Genomic DNA, 18,919 nt, shown 5'->3' on the forward strand with positions numbered 1-18,919 from the left:
AAAGAGAGCCGTACGCGTGCGGCCCGGCTACTTCTCCCGCTCGTGATACGTCTTCCGCGTGTGTTCCGTGTGGGCGCGCATGACCTCCGTCGCGCGGGACTCGTCGCGGGCGGCGATGGCGGCGATCAGGTCGCGGTGTTCGATCCAGGACTGGTGGCCGCGTTGGCGGGCGACGGGGGTGTAGTACCAGCGGACACGGCGGTCGACCTGGGCGGCGAGTTCGGCGAGGACCGTGTTGCCGGCCAGTTCCATCACCTTGGCGTGGAAGCGGGCGTTGAGGGCGACGGCCGCGTCGACGTCGTCGGCCTCGACGGCCCGTTCGCCCTCCGCGCAGAGCTCCTCCAGGGCCGTGATGCCCGCCGTGCCGGCGTTCGCCGCGGCGAGGCGGGCGGCCTCGGCCTCCAACAAGGTGCGGACGGTGAGGAGTTGGTCGGCCTCGGCCTCCGTCGGCTCGTGCACGAAGGCGCCCTGGGCGGGCCGGAGGTCGACCCACCCCTCGGTGTTGAGGCGCTGCAGGGCCTCGCGCACGGGCTGCCGGGAGACCCCGAGGTGCCCGGCGAGTTCGCTCTCGACGAGGTGCTGGCCGGGGCGCAGCGCGCGCGTGGTGATGAGTTCGAGCAGGGCCTCGTAGACACGGTCGCGCAGTGGGCCGGGGCGTTCGAGCCTGGGCACGGCTCCTTGCGGAAGTCCTGCCGACAACATCGCGGTCCCCCTTCGAGCGCCACCGGGCACTGCAAACGGAAAGTCGGTAAAGGCCAGTCAAAGGCAAAGGCCAGTATGAATTGTCTTTCGTCTACAGTCTACGACCCGCCATGGCCAGGGAACCGACGCGTATGCCTCGTCACACCGCCGTCACCGCGCCCCGAACGCCCTGCTCACGGGCAGCGGACGACCTGACCCGCGTACGACAGGTTGCCGCCGAAGCCGAAGAGCAGCACGGGGTCGCCGCTGGTGATCTCGCCGCGTTCGACGAGCTTGGAGAAGGCGAGGGGGATGCTCGCGGCCGAGGTGTTGCCGGACTCGACGACATCGCGGGCGACGACGGCGTTCACCGCGCCGATCTTCTCGGCGAGGGGCTCGATGATCCGCAGGTTGGCCTGGTGGAGGACGACCGCGGCGAGGTCGGCGGGGGTGAGCCCGGCCTTCTCGCAGGCCGCGCGGGCGAGGGGCGGCAGCTTGGTGGTGGCCCAGCGGTAGACGCTCTGCCCCTCCTGCGCGAAGCGCGCGGGGGTGCCCTCGATCCGTACGGCGTTGCCCATCTCGGGCACCGATCCCCACAGCACGGGCCCGATGCCGGGCTCTTCGGCGGCCTCGACGACGGCCGCGCCCGCCCCGTCCCCGACGAGGACGCAGGTGGTGCGGTCGGTCCAGTCGGCGACCTCGGACATCTTGTCGGCGCCGACGACGAGCGCCCGGGTGGCGGCGCCCGCGCGCACGGCGTGGTCGGCGGTGGCGAGGGCGTGGGTGAACCCGGCGCAGACGACGTTGACGTCCATGGCGGCCGGGTTCGGGATGGAGAGCCGGTTGGCGACCCGGGCCGCCATGTTCGGGGAGCGGTCGACGGCGGTGGAGGTGGCGACCACGACCAGGTCGATGGCCTCCGGGCCGAGGCCGGCCGCGGCGAGCGCCTTGGCGGCGGCGTGCCCGGCGAGTTCGTCGACCGGCTCGTCGGGTCCCGCGATGTGCCGGGTGTGAATGCCCACACGGCTCGTGATCCACTCGTCACTGGTGTCGACCATGCTCGCCAGATCCTCGTTGGTGAGGATTTTGGCGGGCTGGTAGTGGCCGACGGCGGCGATCCGCGAGCCGTTCATGGGTGGTTCCCCTCGTTCCTGTGGTCAGCGGGATCCACCAGTCTGATCAGTGACTCACGGGTACGAGGGCGGGTGAGGCGACAGTAAAGGGCGGCCCGAGTTGTGGGCTTCTGTCAGAGCCGCGACGAGTTCCGGCCACGTGGCGCGTGTGTTGCGGTGACCGCGCTCACGCCCCGGCGCTAACGACGGCCCGAGATGTTCCTGGCGGGCACGGGGCCGGTGCCGGGCCGGTGTCCGGTGTAGCGCGGTCGGCGGCCGGGCGCCGCGTAGGCGAGGTGTACGAGGCGGGAGTGTTCCTGCCGCATGTGCATCAGGGACTCCAGGATGTATCCGACGAGCAGGACGAGCACCGCGATCGTCATGATCGCGGCGGCGAGGATCGCCGTGGGGATGCGCGGCACGGTGCCCGTGCGGACGAAATCGGCGATGACGGGGATGCCGAGGACGACCGAGACGAAGGCCAGGACTCCCGCGACCACGGTGTGGACGAGCGAAGGCCGCTCGCGCCGGGCGAGGTCGAGGATGACCCGCAGGATGCGCCAGCCGTCCCGGAAGGTGCGCAGTTTGCTCTCGCTCCCCGCGGGCCTGACCCGGTAGTCCACCTCCACCTCGGCCGTGGGCAGCCGGAGGTGGAGCGCGTGGATGGTCATCTCGGTCTCGGTCTCGAACTGGCGGGCCAGCGCCGGGAAGGACTTGACGAAGCGGCGCGAGAAGACGCGGTAGCCGCTCAGCATGTCGGTCACGTCGTTGCCGAACAGGGACCGCACCGCACCGGTGAGCAGCCTGTTGCCGGTCGCGTGCCCCGCCCGGTAGGCGGCGCTGACGGTCTCCCGGCGGGCGCCGACCACCTGGTCGTACGGCCCGTCGAAGAGCAGGTCGACCAGGTCGCGCGCCCGGGACGCGTCGTAGGTGTCGTCGCCGTCGATGAGCAGCAGGGCGTCGGCGTCGACATCGGCGAAGGCCCGGCGGATGACGTTGCCCTTCCCCTTGCGCGGTTCCTCGCGGACGATGGCTCCCGCCTCACGGGCGACCTCCACCGTGCGGTCGGTCGAGGCGTTGTCGTACACGTAGATCTCCGCCTCGGGGAGCGCCATCCTCAGGTCGCGCACCACCTTGCCGACGGCGGCCTCCTCGTTGTGGCACGGCACGACACACGCGATCGTCGGTTGCACAGCCGCTCCTTACCTGACCCGCCGTCGGATGGCGACAGCACTACGGATGACGACGCAATTTCGGATGATGATGAGAAATAATGCGTTATGGGCGCGCCCGGACGGTCGGGACGCGCCGGGTCGTTACTCTCGCCGTGTGCTGGTCCTCGTATCCATGGCGCTGCGTGTGCGTGATGCCGTCCGGGGCGTCTGGCGCGAGGCCGCCAAGTTCGGGGCCGTCGGGGCGCTGGCCTTCGTGGTGGACAACGGCGGCTACAACCTGCTGGTGTTCGGTCTTCCCGGCGGCGCGGAGGGCGGGGTGATGCGGTCCGCCCCGGTACGGGCGTCCGTCGTCGCGACGGCCGCCGCGGCGCTCTTCAGCTGGGCGGGGAACCGGTACTGGACCTACCGCCACCGGCATCGCGAGAACATGACGCAGGAACTGGCCCTCTTCCTGTTCGTGAACGTGGTCGGTGTCGCCATCACCGCGGGCACGGTCTTCGCCTCACGGCATCTGCTCGGGCTGGAATCGATGGGCAGCGACAACGCCGCCCGCGTCTTCGGCTGGGCCCTCGCCACCCTGTTCCGCTTCTTCACCTACCGGCGCTACGTCTTCGTCGCACCCTGAACCGTGTCGCACCCTGAACCGCGTCGCGCCCCGATCCGCCGCATGCCATATCCGCCGCATGCCCGATCCGCTTCGCGCCCGCCCCGGACGTCCCCGCCGACGCTGTTAGCATCCGCCGCATGGGACAAAAGGTGCGCATTCGGGGCGAAAAGCGCTGGACCTGGTGGCTGACCGCTGTCGCCGTGGCGTGTTGCCTGGCCACGACCGTCGTCTTCATTCCCGGGTTCATGAGTCCCGACAGCATCGACCAGCTCCGGCAGGCCATGGGCAGGACGCCGCTGACCGACTGGCATCCGCCCGTGCTGAGTTTGGTGTGGCGCGCGCTGATCGCCGTCACCGGTACGCCCGCGTCCATGGCCGTCCTCCAGTCCGTCGTCCTCTGGGGCGCGTTGTGGGTGCTCGCCCGGTGCGTCTGGGAGATGACCGCGAGCCGTGCCGGTTCGCTCGCCGTCCTCGCTCTCGGGCTGACTCCCCCCGTACTGACGTTCGTCGGCGTGGTGTGGAAGGACGTGCACGCGGCCTACGCGCTGTTGGCGGCCTGCGCGGTGGCGTTCGTCGGGCTGCGGCTGCGGGACCGCGGTCTGTCCCGCGGGATGCGCTGGGCTCTGCTCTGGCTGGGCGTGCTCTTCCTCGCCTACGCCGTGCTCGTGCGCAAGAACGCCTTCCTCGCCGCGATTCCGATGTTCGTCCTGCTCGTCCTCGCGCTGTGGCGGTCTCCCGGGCGCCGTACATGGGCCGCGTGCACGGCGGCGCTGGTGGCCGGAGTCGTGCTGCCCGCCGCCGCGATCTCCTTGATCGCGCGGCCCGTACAGACGGACCAGGGCGCGCAGATCGTGCTCGACGACCTCGTCCACGTGCTGACCGTGGAGGAACTGCGGTCGGCCGACGTCCGGCCGGAGCTGCGGGACCGTCTGGTGGCCGCCGCCGAGAAGTGCGACCGTGTCGACGCCCTGTCGGACGCCTACTGGGCCTGCTACCAGCGCTCACCGGACGGACTGGCCCGGGACGCGGACCAGCTCACCTCCCTGTGGCTGCGCGAGATGCGCGGGCACGTCTCCGGCTATCTCCAGTACCGGCTGCGGGTCTTCACCGCCCTGCTCTTCGAGACGGGCTACGTGTACCAGTACGGAGTCTTCGGCAACGACCTCGGTGTCGAAGTGGCCCGCCCCCGGCTGGAGGCCACCCTCGCCTCGTACGTCAACGGCGTGGCCACCGATCTGCGGCCGCTCTTCCGTGGCTGGTTCTGGCTCGCCGTCGCGCTGGTGCTGGCCGTCCGTCCGGGCAGGGGGAGGTTCGCCCTGCCGATCCGGGCGCTGGGCATCAGCTCGTTGGCCTATGTGCTCGGCTATCTGCCCATCGTGCCGGCGACGAACTACCGCTACGTCTACTGGCCGGCGCTCGCCTGCGCGTTCGGTCTCCTGCTGCTCTGGCTGGACCGCGCCACCCCCGACCGGACCACGGCCGGCTCCGGCGTCCGGCACGACAGCGCCGCCGTCACCCTCCCCACCGCGGTGACGGCGGCGCATCGGCCGACGGCCTCCGAGGAGCAGTCCCCGAGGTGAGGGTGCCGATGCGAGGATGCCGATGCCGAAGCCGGGGTCCCGGCATCGGCATCGGCATCGGACAGCGCGGTCCCGGCACTCACCCGGTGAAGAGTTGCGTGGCCTTCCGTACGAGTTCGTACAGTCCGTAGGCGAGCGGGACGCCCACCCAGATCCAGGCAAAGATGATCAAGGGGCGCCGGTCAGGCGGATTCGGACTGCTGTCGCTGGACGACATCGGCGGCCTCCCTCGGGGCGGGGATGTGGAAGCGGGGGTGGACGGGGCGGACCAGCTCGTTGGCGACGAAGCCGACGACGAGCAGCCCGATCATGATGAAGAAGGACGTGCCGTAGAGGTCGGCGCCGGACTTGCCCGCCTCCTCCTGCCGGTCCGCGATCCAGTTGACGATCAGCGGTCCGAGGACACCGGCGGTGGACCAGGCGGTGAGCAGCCGGCCGTGGATGGCGCCGACCTGGTAGGTACCGAAGAGGTCCTTGAGGTAGGCGGGGATCGTGGCGAACCCGCCGCCGTAGAAGGACAGGATCACCAGGGCGCAGACGATGAACAGCGGCTTGGAGGAGTCGCCGAACTGCGCGATCAGCAGATACATCAGCGCGCCGACGCCGAGGTAGACGCGGTAGATGTTCTTGCGTCCGATCAGGTCGGACGTGGACGACCAGACGATACGGCCGGTCATGTTGGCCGCGGAGAGCAGCGCCACGAAGCCCGCCGCGGCGGTGACGGTGACCGGGGTGGAGGAGTCGGCGAAGAAGTCCGTGATCATCGGGGCGGCCTTCTCCAGGATGCCGATGCCCGCGGAGACGTTCATACAGAGGATGACCCACAGGCACCAGAACTGCGGGGTGCGGATGGCGTTGCGGGCCGAGACCTGCGGGCCCTCCAGGACGCTCGGCCCGCTGTCGACCGGCTTCTCGGTGCGCGGCACCCTGACCAGCAGCACGCCGAGCAGCATGAAGACGGCGTACGACAGTCCGTGCACCAGGAAGGCGAGGGCGATGCCGGAGGAGTCGGAGCCGAAGGACTCCAGCATCTGGGCGGACCACGGCGAGGCGATGAGCGCGCCGCCGCCGAAGCCCATGATCGCGATGCCGGTGGCCATGCCGGGCCGGTCCGGGAACCACTTGATCAGGGTGGAGACGGGCGAGATGTAGCCGATGCCGAGGCCTATGCCGCCGACGAAGCCGTAGCCGAAGACGATCAGCCAGTACTGCTCGGTGGCCGCGCCGAGCGAGGCGATCAGGAAGCCGGAGGAGAAGCAGATCAGCGCGACGGTCATCGCCCAGCGCGGTCCGTTGCGCTCGACGAGGGTGCCGCCGAACGCGGCGGACAGGCCCAGCATGACGATGCCCAGTTGGAAGGGCAGGGCGCTCTGGGTGCCGCTGAGGCCGAGCGCGGATTCGAGCGGCGGCTTGAAGACGCTCCAGGCGTAGGCCTGTCCGATGGAGAGATGAACGGAGAGCGCGGCCGGGGGGACGAGCCAGCGGCTCCAGCCCGGGGGTGCGACGGGGGGACTCATGATCCCGGACGGTAGGGAGTGGCGGGGTAGTTGAAAAGGCGGCGCGTCGACCGTATGCGATGAGCGGTATCCACCGCGCGCCGAACGGTCGTTCCCCGGCCAACCTCGCGTTCGGGTACCGGCCACCTTCATCTCCGGGTCAAGCCGGTCGCCTTGACCTGAAGTGCGATTGAGTTCCTGGCGTGTCCTCAAGTTGATCATCCGACGACGGGAGCACACGCTCATGATCCTCGTGACCGGGGCCACCGGAAACATCGGCAGCGCACTGGTGAGGGAGTTGCGCCTCTGCGGCGCGGGGCCGCTGAGAGGTTTCACCCGTGACGCCGATCCACCCCGCGGACATCGCGTCCGTGGCGAGGGTCGCGCTCACCGAGTTCGGCCACCGGGGCCGGACGTACGCCCTGACCGGCCCGGAACCGGTGACGGCCCGGCAGCAGGCCGAGGCCATCGCGGCGGCGCTCGGACGGGATGTGCCCTTCACCGAGATCAGCCGGCGGGAGACCCGTGCCCGGATGGCCGCGGTCTTCGGGGAGGAGGCCGCCGACGCGGTGCTCGACGTCACGGGCGGAGATGTCAACGACGAGCTGCTGGCCGTGCGCGACACGGTCTCACGGGTCACCGGCTCCCCCGGACGACCGTTCCGGCAGTGGGCCGAGGAGAACGCCCACCTGTTCCGCTGAGGAACCGGCTGTCGCTCGGGGTCACCTCGCCCTGCCCGGCCGTTGCGCGAACCCTTGTCGACCCAACTTCCATACTGTAGACAATATTTCGTCGACACAGTTCGCCGGAGTTCACCCGAGCCCGGCAGTGCGCCATCTCCGCGGTATCCCTCGACCGAACGGAGCTCCCTGACCATGAAAGTCGCAGTTCTCGGCGCCGGTGCGATCGGCGCCTATGTCGGCGCCGCGCTCCACCGCGCCGGCGCGGACACGCATCTCGTCGCCCGTGGACCGCATCTCGCGGCCATGAGGCGGGACGGGGTGCGGGTGCTCAGCCCGCGCGGGGACTTCACCGCGCGCGCCCACGCCACCGACGACCCGGCCGAGATCGGCCCGGTCGACTTCGTCTTCCTCGGCCTCAAGGCCCACTCGTACGCGGCGTGCGGGCCGCTGATCGAGCCCTTGCTGCACGGCAACACGGCGGTGATCGCCGCCCAGAACGGCATCCCCTGGTGGTACTTCCACCGGCACGGCGGCCCGCACGACGGCCACCGGGTGGAGAGTGTGGACCCGGCCGGCGCGGTCAGTGCGGTGCTCGCGCCCGAACGGGCCATCGGATGCGTCGTGTACGCGGCCACCGAACTTGAAGGGCCGGGTGTCGTACGGCACTTGGAAGGCACCCGGTTCTCTGTCGGCGAACCGGACCGTACGGTCTCGGCGCGCTGCCGGGCGTTCAGTGAGGCCATGGTCGCCGGTGGCCTGAAATGCCCGGTGGAGCCCGACCTCCGGGGCGACATCTGGATCAAGCTGCTCGGCAACATCTCCTTCAACCCGATCAGCGCCCTGGCCCGCGCGACCATGCGGCAGATGTGCCTGCACGGCGGCACCCGCAAGGTCATCGAGACGATGATGACCGAGACGCTGGCCGTCGCCGAGGCCCTGGGCTGCGAGGTCGGCGTCTCCGTCGAACGTCGGATGGCCGGCGCCGAACGCGTCGGCGACCACCGCACCTCCACGCTCCAGGACCTGGAGCGCGGCAGACCGCTGGAACTCGACGTCCTGCTCGCCGCCGTCGTCGAACTGGCGGACATCACCGGCGTCGAGGTGCCCACCCTCCGCACCGTCCACGCCATCTCGGACCTGCTCGCGCTGAGGAGCGCCGCGTGAAGAACCGACAGACACGGCAGACACGGCAGACACGGCAGACACGGCAACCGAAGACCTACACGCGGCTCACCCATCCCCTTGTCCGCGACTCCCGCGACGAGCCCTTCCGGCGGGCGAGTTGGGAGGAGGCGCTCGACCGGGCCGCGCGCGGCATCGCCCGCAACCGCGGCGCGTTCGGCATGTTCTCCTGCGCCCGCGCCACCAACGAGATGAACTACGTGGCGCAGAAGTTCGCCCGCGTGGTCATGGGCACCAACAACGTCGACTCCTGCAACCGGACCTGCCACGCGCCCAGCGTCGCCGGACTGTCCGCCGCCTTCGGCTCCGGCGGCGGCACCTCTTCCTACGAGGAGATCGAGCACACCGACGTCATCGTGATGTGGGGCTCCAACGCCCGCTTCGCGCACCCGATCTTCTTCCAGCACGTGCTGAAGGGGATACGGAACGGCGCCCGGATGTACGCCGTCGATCCGCGCCGCACCTCCACCGCCGAGTGGGCGGAGAGTTGGATGGGGCTGAACGTCGGCACCGACATCCCGATGGCGCACGCGATCGGCCGCGAGATCATCCACGCGGGCCTCGCCAACGAGGCGTTCATCCGGCGGGCCACCACCGGCTTCGAGGAGTACAAGGCCCTCGTCGAGCCCTGGACGCTGTCCCTCGCCGAGAAGGTGACGGGCGTACCGGCCGCCGCCATCAGGGAGTTGGCGCACGCGTACGCCCGTGCCGAGCGCGCCCAGCTGTGCTGGACCCTCGGCATCACCGAGCACCACAACGGCACCGACAACGTCCGCGCGCTGATCAACCTCTCCCTGCTCACCGGCCATGTGGGGCGCTACGCCTCGGGGTTGCAGCCCCTGCGCGGCCAGAACAACGTGCAGGGCGGCGGCGACATGGGCGCCATCCCCAACCGGCTGCCCGGCTTCCAGGACATCCTCGACCCCGACTCCCGGCTGAAGTTCGAGTCGGCGTGGGACACCGTCATCCAGCCGCACTACGGGCTGAACCTCACGGAGATGTTCGAGGCCATGGAGGAGGGCTCGCTGAAGGCCGTGTACTGCATCGGGGAGAACCCGGCGCAGTCCGAGGCCGACAGCGAGCAGGCCGTACGGCGGCTGCGGGAACTGGACTTCCTCGTCGTCCAGGACATCTTCCTCACCAAGACGGCCGAGCTGGCCGATGTCGTGCTGCCCGCGACCGCCGGGTGGGCGGAGACCGACGGCACGACGACCAACAGCGAGCGCCGGGTGCAGCGGGTGCGCAAGGCCGTCGCCCCGCCCGGGGAGGCCCGCGAGGACATCGACATCATCTGCGACCTGGCCTCCCGGCTCGGGCACGAGTGGAAGTACGCCGACGCCGAGGCCGTCTGGAACGAGCTGCGGGCGGTGTCGCCGGACCACTACGGGATGACGTACGAGCGCCTGGAGCGGGAGCAGGGCATCCAGTGGCCCTGTCCGGACACCGACCGGCTCGAACCGACCTATCTGCACAGCCGGTTGTGGGATCCGGACCCGGCGCGGCGCGGCCGGCTCGCGCCCTTCGGGATCGTGCGACACGATCCGCCCGTCGACCTGACGGACGAGGAGTTCCCGATCCGGCTGACCACCGGGCGGCGGCTCGACTCGTACAACACCGGTGTGCAGAGCGGGGGTTACGCCTCGCCGCTGCGGCGCGGGGAGTACATCGAGCTGTGCCCGGAGGACGCCGAGCGGTACGGGGTCGCCGTGGGTGAGGAGGTCCAGGTGTCCTCGCGGCGCGGGTCGGTGACGGCGCCGGTGTGGATCGACCTCGGGCTGCGGCCGGGTCTGGCCTTCATGACCATGCATTTTCCCGACGAGGTGGACACCAACCAGCTGACGATCGAGGCCAATTGCCCGATCGCGGGGACGGCGGAGTTCAAGGCGTCGGCGATCCGGATCGAGAAGCTGCCCGTCGCGACCATCGTGAGGTGACGTCAAGTGGACCTGCACTTCGGTGACAGCAAGCCGACGGACGAGGAGCGGGCGGCGGTCGACGCGCTCCTCGGGCCGCCGGAGTCCTCCTGGGAGGGCGCGGACCGCTCCGACGCCGATCTGCGGTGGGCGCGGGGCGGCCGGGAGGCCCGGGAACGCCGTGACCTGCTGTTGCCGGGGCTGCACGCGGTCAACGACCGGATCGGCTGGATCAGCGAGGGCGCGCTGGACTACCTCTGCCGACGGCTGACCGTGCCGCCGGCGGAGGCGTACGGCGTGGCCACGTTCTACGCGATGTTCTCGGTGAAGCCGCGTCCCGCGACCGTGCTGCACGTGTGCACGGACCTGGCGTGCGCGGCGGCCGGGGCGACGGAGCTGTGCGCCGGGGTCGAGGCCCGCCTCGGCCTCGGCAGCGGGGTGGGCGTGGAGCGCAGCCCGTGCCTCGGGCTGTGCGAGCGGGCACCGGCCGCCCTCGCGATCAAGGCCGGGGACCCGGTGCGTACGGCGGTCGCGGCGCCCGCGACCGTCGAGGCGGCCGTGCTCGCGGCGAGCGCCCCCGACTCGGCGGACGAGGAACCCCCGGCAGCCCTGGCGGTCCCCCAGGCCGGGGACCCGTCGCTGACCCTGCTGGGCCGGGTCGGTGTCGTCGATCCGTCCTCCCTCGACGACTACCGCGCCCACGGCGGCTACACGGCCCTGCGCCGGGCCTTCGCGCTCGGCCCCGCCGGAGTGATCCGGGAGGTCACCGACTCGGGCCTGGTCGGGCGGGGCGGCGCCGCCTTCCCCACCGGCCGGAAATGGCAGGCCACGGCGTCCCAGCCCGACCACCCCCACTACCTCGTCTGCAACGCGGACGAATCCGAGCCGGGCACCTTCAAGGACCGCGTGCTCATGGAGGGCGACCCCTTCTCGCTGGTCGAGGCGATGACGATCGCGGCGTATGCGACCGGCGCGCACCAGGGGTACCTGTATCTGCGCGGCGAGTACCCCCGGGCCCTGCGCCGGCTGGAGCACGCCATCGCGCAGTGCCGGGCCCGGGGACTGCTCGGCGACGACGTGCTCGGGCAGGGGTACGCCTTCGACATCGAGATCCGCCGGGGCGCCGGCGCCTATATCTGCGGCGAGGAGACGGCCCTCTTCAACTCCATCGAGGGCTACCGGGGCGAGCCGCGCTCCAAGCCGCCGTTCCCGGTGGAGAAGGGCCTGTTCGGCAAGCCGACGGTGGAGAACAACGTCGAGACGCTGGTCAACGTCCTGCCGATCCTCACCATGGGCGCCCCGGCGTACGCGGCGATCGGCACCGCCCGCTCCACCGGACCCAAGCTGTTCTGTGTGTCGGGCAGTGTGGACCGGCCCGGCATCTACGAGCTGCCCTTCGGGGCAACGCTGGGCGAGCTGCTCACGCTCTCCGGCGTTCGCGACGGTCTGCGCGCCGTCCTGCTCGGCGGCGCGGCCGGGGGTTTCGTCCGCCCGGACGAGCTGGACATCCCGCTCACCTTCGAGGGGACGCGGGAGGCGGGCACCACGCTGGGCTCGGGGGTCGTGATGGCCTTCGACGACACGGTCCCGCTGCCCCGGCTGCTGCTGCGGATCGCGGAGTTCTTCCGGGACGAGTCCTGCGGGCAGTGTGTGCCCTGCCGGGTCGGGACCGTACGGCAGGAGGAGGCGCTGCACCGGATCGCCGAGCGGACCGGGGCGGCGGCGGCCGGTGACATCGCGCTGCTCAGGGAGGTCGGCCGCGCCATGCGGGACGCCTCGATCTGCGGTCTGGGGCAGACCGCGTGGAACGCCGTGGAATCCGCGATCGACCGCTTGGGGGCGTACGAATGACCGCGCATCGCCGAAACCTCCGCACCCGTCCCGCCGGAGCCGCCGGAGCCGCCGTATGACCGTGATCCCGCTGGGAGTGCCGCGTCGTCTGCTGGAGTTCACCCTTGACGGGGAACCGGTGCGGGCGCCGGAGGGCTCGACGATCCTGGACGCCTGCCGGGCCGCCGGGAAGGACGTGCCCACGCTGTGCGAGGGCGACACGCTCGCCCCGAAGAACGCCTGCCGGGTCTGTGTCGTCGAGGTCGAGGGGGCCAGGACCCTCGTCCCGGCCTGCTCCCGCAAGGCCGAGCCCGGGATGGAGGTACGGACGGACACCGAGCGCGCCCGGCACAGCCGCAAGATCGTCCTCGAACTCCTCGCCTCCTCGGTCGACCTGTCCACCACCCCGAAGGTCGCGGGGTGGCTCAAGGAGTACGAGGCGAAACCGGACCGCTTCGGCCCGGACGCGGCCCGGCTGAACGAGGAACCCAAGGTCGACAACGAGCTGTACGTCCGGGACTACGACAAGTGCATCCTGTGTTACAAGTGCGTGGACGCCTGTGGGGAGCAGTGGCAGAACACGTTCGCGATCTCCGTCGCGGGCCGGGGTTTCGACGCCCGGATCTCCGTGGAGCAGGGCGCCCCGCTGACCGACTCCGCCTGTGTGTACTGCGGGAACTGCATCGAGGTGTGCCCGACGGGCGCGCTGTCCTTCAAGTCGGAGTTCGACATGCGGGCGGCGGGCACCTGGGACGAGTCGGCGCAGACGGAGACGACCACGGTGTGCGCGTACTGCGGTGTGGGCTGCAACCTCACCCTCCATGTGCAGGACAATGAGATCGTGAAGGTCACCTCGCCGCACGACAACCCGGTGACCCACGGAAACCTCTGCATCAAGGGCCGCTTCGGCTACCAGCACGTACAGAACCGGGACTGAGGCACGACATGGGACGAGTCACGGAACGACGCAAGGTGATCCGCATCCGGGACGGCGCGGTCTCCACCCGCCCGGACACGCTCGTCGCCGAGGAACCGATGGAGATCCGGCTGAACGGCAAGCCGCTCGCGATCACCATGCGCACCCCGGGCGACGACTTCGCGCTGGCGGCGGGGTTCCTGGTCAGCGAGGGGGTGCTCGCCGAGCGGTCGGATCTGCAGAACATCGTCTACTGCGCGGGCGCGACGGCGGACGGCTCGAACACGTACAACGTGGTGGACGTGCGGACCGCGCCCGGCGTCGTCGTCCCTGACATCACCCTCGAACGCAACGTCTACACGACCTCGTCCTGCGGGCTGTGCGGGAAGGCGTCGCTGGACGCCGTCCGGACGACCGCGCGCTGGCCCGTCGACGACACACGGGGCGGCGAGACTCCCCCGGTCCGGCTCGACCCCGACCTCCTCGCGGGCCTCCCCGACCGGCTCCGCGCGGCCCAGCGGGTCTTCGACCGGACCGGGGGGCTGCACGCGGCGGCCCTGTTCAGCGAGGACGGCGAGCTGCTCGACGTACGGGAGGACGTGGGCCGGCACAACGCGGTCGACAAGCTGGTGGGGCGGGCGCTGCAGAGTGGTGCGCTGCCGCTGTCGAGGGCGGTGCTGTTGGTGTCGGGGCGGGCGTCGTTCGAGCTGGCGCAGAAGGCGGTGATGGCGGGGATACCGGTGCTGGCGGCCGTGTCGGCGCCGTCGTCGCTGGCGGTGGATCTGGCGGCGGAGAGCGGGTTGACGCTGGTGGGGTTTCTGCGGGGGGCGTCCATGAACGTGTACGCGGGCGAGCACCGACTGGCCCTGCGGGCCGCGGCCGGGGTCGACCAGGGCTGAGCCCGCGACACGGCGGCGGGGCCCCTGGTGGCGGGGAGCGCCCCCTGCGCCCTGGGGGCCCCGCCTCTTCGCACCGCCGGGTACGCGCCGTTGGCCCACCGGTGTGTCGCCGGGTGCGGGCCCGGTGGGGCTTCTCGCGCAGTTCCCCGCGCCCCTGAAAAGCAGGGGCTGCGCCCCGTGCTTTTCAGCCCCGCCGCCGGACACCTTTCAGGCCGCGGAGGGCTGGCCTTTCAGGCCGCGGAGGGCGCGCCTTTCAGGCCGCGGAGGGCTGGTCTTTCAGGCCCGCAGGGGCCTGGTCTTTTAGGGGCGCGGGGAACTGCGCGAGCAGCCCCACCGGAGGCGCACTCGCCAGACGGACCCGCACCCCCATCCCACTAGGCGCCCCACTGACCGATCGTCACCTTGTCGTACGACACGCCCAGTCACGACCGACGCACGGTTCTTGTGGGGCCCCTGAACCCCCGCGTACCGTCTGTGGCCGCACATCGGACGTGGGACGTCCGATGTCCCATCACCCGGACGGATGAAGGGCTGGCCGCACCGTGCCGTCGAGTCTTCGCGCACGTCTCAGATCCCGCCTCACCACTCCCCTCGCCCCCCTCACCGCGGTACTCACCACCACCGCCCTCCTCACCCTCGCCCACCCGGCAGAAGCCGAGCCCCGAAAGGCCTCCGCCACGGCCGAGTTCGAGCAGCAGGTCCTCTTCAAGGCCTCGCAGGACCCCGGCTACGCCTGCTTCCGCATCCCGGCGATCGTGCGGAGCACCACCGGCACACTCCTCGCCTTCGCCGAGGGCCGCGTGCTGAACTGCGGGGACGCGGCGGACATAGACCTCGTGGTCAAGCGGTCCACGGACGGCGGCCGCACCTGGGGCCCGCTGCAGGTGGTCAACGAGGGCGGCGGCGACACCCACGGGAACCCCGCCCCGGTCGTCGACCGCGAGACCGGCCGCATCGTGCTGGCGGAGACGTACAACACGGGCCGCCTGGACAGCGCGAGCTGCGACGTCCCCTGTGACCGTGCCCCCCATCTGCAGTACAGCGACGACGACGGGCTGACCTGGTCCGAGCCGCGCAGCCTGAGCGACCAGATCCGCCCGGCCGGGTGGAACTCCTGGTACGCCACCGGCCCCGTGCACGGCATCCAGCTCACCCAGGGCCGGCACGCGGGCCGGCTCGTCCTCGGGGTGAACGCCGAGAGCTGGGCGGACGGCCGGGTCACCGCCAACCACGCGGCGCTCGTGACCAGCGACGACGGCGGGGACACCTGGAAGGTCGGCGCCACGGACAGCTGGCCGGTCGCGGCCGACGGCACCTTCCGCCAGAAGCCCTCGGAGCTGACCCTCACCGAACGCGCACACGGCACGGTGCTCGTCAGCGGCCGTGAGCAGGACGGCACCGACCTGGGGCATCGCAGCCAGACGATCAGCCGGGACGGCGGCACCACCTTCGCCGAGCCCTTCCGGGCGATCCCCGACCTCTACACGCCCCAGGTCCAGGGGTCCCTGCTGCGGCTGGGCAACCGGATGCTGCTGGCCGCCCCGGCCGATCCCGACCGCCGCCGGACGATGGCGGTCCGCTCCTCGTACGACGGCGGACGCACCTGGGAGAGCGTGGACCGGGGCACGGTCGTCACCACGGACTGGTCCGGCTACTCGGACCTGGTCCGGATCGACACGGGCGAGGGCGGCAACGATGTCGTCGGCCTGCTGTACGAGGGCGGCGCGGTCGACGCCCGGGACGAGATCCGCTTCGCCCGGTTCACGGAGGACTGGCTGACGCCGCGCCGGGGCCCGGACCCGACGACACCCGACCGGGCCCCCGGCGGCAGACCCGCGGCCGTGCTCGGCGGTGCCCGGCCCACGGACGGGGTGTTCGGCGGCGCGGTCGCCTTCGACGGCGCCGACGACGCCGTACGACTGCCGTACCGGTCCCAACTCCCGCTCGGCACCAAGGACTTCACCGCCTCGCTCTGGTTCAGGTACTCGGCGACGACCGGGGAGCAGCCGATGCTGTGGATGGGCGGGGTCGGGACGACCCAGCCGCAGGTGTGGGTGCGCGGGGAGCCGGCGTCCGGGCGGCTGACCGGGCTGATCACCGTGCGGGACGGGGCCTCACCGCCCCGGACGGCATCGGTGCGGTCCTCGGGCGCGTTCAACGACGGGGAGTGGCACCGGCTGGTGCTGCGGCGCGGTGGCGGGGCGCTGACGCTCTTCGTCGACGGCTCGGCGTTCGGCACCCCCGACCTTCCCGGATCGGTCAGCCGGAACTCGCCGTTCGGGGTGCACATCGGGCAACGGGTCGACAGCCGGGCCCACTTCACCGGCTCGATCGACGAAGTACGGCTGTACGACCGGGCGTTGAGCGACGCGGAGGTGTCCGGGCTCGCCACGCAGGACGCCACGACGCGGGGCGAGATCCTGCGCCTGCCCATGGACCGGGTGGACGGAGGCAACTAACGTCCCTTCCGTGTCCGACGACGCGGGAGCACGACAGCGGACGGGGGCCGGACCGGTCCTGATCCTGGCCCTGGTCCTGGCCCTGGCGGCCGTGCTGCTCACCGCCCTCCCGGACGACGACCGGGAGGGCGGTACCGCCTGCACGGCCCGTACCGTCCGGGACTGGGACCCGGACGCCTCCCTGACCGGCGAGTTCACCCGCTACGGCGACGACGCGACCCGCACCGACGACTGGACCGGCGGCGACGGCACCCACTCGGTGCGGCTCCCGGACGGCCGCGTCCTGTGGCTGTTCTCGGACACCTATCTGGGCCAGGTGTTCCCCCCGCCCAACCCGGCCGGTGAGTCCGTCACCTGGCGGGACGTCTCCACTCCCCTGGTGCGCAACTCGGCCGTGGTGATGTCCTCCTCGGGCCGTCTCGAAGCCACCCTCCCCGCGCCGGTCTTCCCCGATCCGGGCCCGCAGCAATGGCGCTGGCCGGTGGCCGCCCGGGTCGAGCCCCGCTCCCCCGGCTCGGCCGAAAAGGTCGTACGGGTGCTGCTGTGGACGCGTACGGCGGGGCGGTCGCCGTGGATCTACGGGGTGCCGACCGCGACCGAGGTGGCCACCCTGTCGCTGCCCGATCTGCGGCCGGAGGGGGTCACGACGGTGCTGGACCAGGCGTCGGTCGCCGATCCGGCCCGGCGGGTGCTGTTCGGGACGACCGCCGTGGACGCGGGCGAGTGGACGTACGTCTTCGGCGGCACCGACGCCCAGGCCGCCTCCCGGCCCACCTCGCACGCTTATGTCGCCCGGGTGCCGCGCGGCAGGCTCGGGGAGCCGGGGGCGTGGGAGTACTGGGACGGCGGGCGCTGGGCGGTCCGGGGACGGCCGGCGGCTGTGCTCGGGAACGGGGAGGAGAAGGGGGTGGGGAGCGCCTTCACCGTCGTACGCGAAGGTCGTACGTATGTGCTGCTGACGATGGCCGCCGGGACGGCCGGGCTGACGACCGTGACCGCGTACTGGGCCTGCTCCCCCACCGGCCCCTGGCACGGGCCCACCCAGGGGTTCAGTCCGCCGCTGCCGCACAGCGGGGTCGCGGCGTACAACCCGCAGGCGCACCGTGCGGTCGACGACGACGGGCGGCTGGTCCTCAGCTACGACGTCAACTGGCTGGACGCCGACGCGGCGGCGGCGCAGCTGAACATCACGCGGAACGTGTCCCTGTACCGACCGCGGTTCGTATCGCTTCGTCTCGCTGCTCCGTGACCGCCGATTCATCCGCAGACTGGTCCTGGTCCGCCGGCTGGTCCGCGGAGTCCTCCACCGGGTCCTTGGCGCGGCGTTTGGCGATGACCGCGCAGACCATCAGCTGCATCTGGTGGAACAGCATCAGCGGCAGGACGGCGAGGGAGGCCTCGGGGCCGAAGAGGACGCTCGCCATGGGCAGTCCGGAGGCGAGGGACTTCTTGGAGCCGGCGAACTGGATGGCGATGCGGTCCGCCCGGCCGAAGCGCAGGGCCTTGGCGCCGTACCAGGTGAGCAGCAGCATCACCGCGAGCAGCACCGCCTCGACGGCGAGGAGTCCGGCGAGCCTGAGCGGGCTGACCTGGCTCCAGATCCCGCGCACCATGCCCTCGCTGAACGCGACATAGACGACGAGGAGGATCGAGCTCCGGTCGACGAGGCCGAGGATCCGCTTGTGCCGGGTGATGAAGGCGCCGATCCAGCGGCGGGCGAGCTGCCCGGCGACGAACGGCACCAGCAGCTGGAGCACGATCTTCAGCAGCGAGTCGGCCGAGAACCCGCCGGCGCTGCCGCCGAGCAGGGCGGCGGCGAGCAGCGGGGTGAGGACGATGCCGGCGAGGGAGGAGAAGGAGCCCGCGCAGATCGCGGCGGGGACGTTGCCCCGGGCCATCGAGGTGAAGGCGATGGACGACTGGATGGTCGACGGGACGAGGGTGAGGAAGAGCAGCCCGGTGTAGAGGGAGTGGTTGAGGAACACCGGTTCGAGGCCGCGGGCCGCGAGGCCCAGCAGCGGGAAGACGACGAACGTGCAGGCCAGGACGGTGACGTGGAGTCGCCAGTGTTTGAGGCCGTCGAGGGCCTCGCGGGTGGAGAGCCGGGCGCCGTAGAGGAAGAAGAGGAAGGCGATCGCGGCCGTGGACGCGCCCGACGCGACCTCGGCGGCCGTACCCCGCGCCGGGAGGAGCGCCGCGACGCCCACCGTCCCGAGCAACAGCAGGATGTACGGGTCGATCGGCATCCAAGTCGGCCACTTCAGGCGTTTCACTGTGCTCCACGTGCTTTCGACGAAGGCTATGAGGGTGTGTGTTTCAGGCCGGAAGGCCCCGCTCCATCGTCCTCCTCGGACCCTTGATCGGGAATCCGTCATACCGCTCTGAC

General features: G+C 71.3%; 15 protein-coding genes and 1 pseudogene. 10 read left to right on the top strand and 6 right to left on the bottom strand.

The genetic code is table 11. The features are described from left to right. Positions 1-27: 27 nt before the first annotated feature. The 3 genes from ACZ7MG_RS23675 to ACZ7MG_RS23685 form a co-directional block, all read right to left on the bottom strand. Positions 28-702: a GntR family transcriptional regulator gene (locus tag ACZ7MG_RS23675; RefSeq protein ID WP_471383171.1), complete on the bottom strand. Its 675-nt coding sequence runs from the start codon at positions 700-702 to the stop codon at positions 28-30. Positions 703-875: 173 nt separating this feature from the next. Next, complete coding sequence (locus tag ACZ7MG_RS23680; RefSeq protein WP_471383173.1) at positions 876-1,814, bottom strand: beta-ketoacyl-ACP synthase III; 939 nt, start codon at positions 1,812-1,814, stop codon at positions 876-878. A gap of 179 nt (positions 1,815-1,993) precedes the next feature. Next, positions 1,994-2,986 carry a glycosyltransferase family 2 protein gene (locus tag ACZ7MG_RS23685; protein WP_471383175.1) on the bottom strand — a complete coding sequence of 331 codons (993 nt, stop codon included), beginning with the start codon at positions 2,984-2,986 and terminating at the stop codon, positions 1,994-1,996. Positions 2,987-3,122: 136 nt separating this feature from the next. Here ACZ7MG_RS23685 and ACZ7MG_RS23690 point away from each other — a divergent pair, with 136 nt between their 5' ends. Continuing rightward, positions 3,123-3,593, top strand: coding sequence for a GtrA family protein (locus tag ACZ7MG_RS23690; RefSeq protein WP_471383177.1), 471 nt, complete (start codon positions 3,123-3,125; stop codon positions 3,591-3,593). Between the two features lie 119 nt (positions 3,594-3,712). Next, a complete protein-coding gene (locus ACZ7MG_RS23695) occupies positions 3,713-5,155 on the top strand; it encodes a hypothetical protein (protein ID WP_471383179.1) in 1,443 nt (480 codons plus the stop codon). 79 nt (positions 5,156-5,234) lie between these two features. On the opposite strand, the gene ACZ7MG_RS23700 is transcribed toward ACZ7MG_RS23695, so the two are convergent. Further along, on the bottom strand, positions 5,235-5,372 hold the full coding sequence (locus tag ACZ7MG_RS23700; protein ID WP_471383181.1) for an MFS transporter small subunit: 138 nt from the start codon (positions 5,370-5,372) through the stop codon (positions 5,235-5,237). Beyond that, positions 5,338-6,672, bottom strand: coding sequence for an OFA family MFS transporter (locus tag ACZ7MG_RS23705; RefSeq protein ID WP_471383183.1), 1,335 nt, complete (start codon positions 6,670-6,672; stop codon positions 5,338-5,340). Before ACZ7MG_RS23705 ends, ACZ7MG_RS23700 begins: the two co-directional genes overlap by 35 nt. A 326-nt stretch (positions 6,673-6,998) precedes the next feature. Here ACZ7MG_RS23705 and ACZ7MG_RS23710 point away from each other — a divergent pair. From ACZ7MG_RS23710 to ACZ7MG_RS23745, 8 genes and pseudogenes are all read left to right on the top strand, one after another. Beyond that, positions 6,999-7,352: pseudogene (locus ACZ7MG_RS23710) on the top strand (Rossmann-fold NAD(P)-binding domain-containing protein); the annotation flags it as partial. A 174-nt stretch (positions 7,353-7,526) separates the two neighbouring features. Then, entirely contained in the window at positions 7,527-8,498 is a 972-nt protein-coding gene (locus ACZ7MG_RS23715) for a 2-dehydropantoate 2-reductase (protein WP_471383184.1), read from the top strand. Continuing rightward, entirely contained in the window at positions 8,495-10,450 is a 1,956-nt protein-coding gene (locus ACZ7MG_RS23720) for a molybdopterin oxidoreductase family protein (protein ID WP_471383186.1), read from the top strand. Before ACZ7MG_RS23715 ends, ACZ7MG_RS23720 begins: the two co-directional genes overlap by 4 nt. A 6-nt stretch (positions 10,451-10,456) precedes the next feature. Continuing rightward, positions 10,457-12,280, top strand: a complete 1,824-nt coding sequence (locus ACZ7MG_RS23725; RefSeq protein WP_471383188.1) for an NAD(P)H-dependent oxidoreductase subunit E — start codon at positions 10,457-10,459, stop codon at positions 12,278-12,280. A 55-nt stretch (positions 12,281-12,335) separates the two neighbouring features. Continuing rightward, positions 12,336-13,196 (top strand): 2Fe-2S iron-sulfur cluster-binding protein, encoded by an 861-nt coding sequence (locus ACZ7MG_RS23730; RefSeq protein WP_471383190.1) that lies wholly within the window; start codon positions 12,336-12,338, stop codon positions 13,194-13,196. Positions 13,197-13,204: 8 nt separating this feature from the next. Then, a complete protein-coding gene (gene fdhD, locus ACZ7MG_RS23735) occupies positions 13,205-14,074 on the top strand; it encodes a formate dehydrogenase accessory sulfurtransferase FdhD (protein ID WP_471383192.1) in 870 nt (289 codons plus the stop codon). Positions 14,075-14,616: 542 nt separating this feature from the next. Next, a complete protein-coding gene (locus ACZ7MG_RS23740) occupies positions 14,617-16,533 on the top strand; it encodes an exo-alpha-sialidase (RefSeq protein WP_471383193.1) in 1,917 nt (638 codons plus the stop codon). Positions 16,534-16,543: 10 nt separating this feature from the next. Next, positions 16,544-17,782 (top strand): hypothetical protein, encoded by a 1,239-nt coding sequence (locus ACZ7MG_RS23745; RefSeq protein WP_471383195.1) that lies wholly within the window; start codon positions 16,544-16,546, stop codon positions 17,780-17,782. On the opposite strand, the gene ACZ7MG_RS23750 is transcribed toward ACZ7MG_RS23745, so the two are convergent. After that, a complete protein-coding gene (locus ACZ7MG_RS23750; RefSeq protein ID WP_471383196.1) occupies positions 17,721-18,806 on the bottom strand; it encodes a bile acid:sodium symporter family protein in 1,086 nt (361 codons plus the stop codon). The two genes, ACZ7MG_RS23745 and ACZ7MG_RS23750, sit on opposite strands and share 62 nt — an antisense overlap. Between the last annotated feature and the right edge of the window lie 113 nt (positions 18,807-18,919).

Source organism: Streptomyces sp. NPDC107538, from assembly GCF_055657445.1.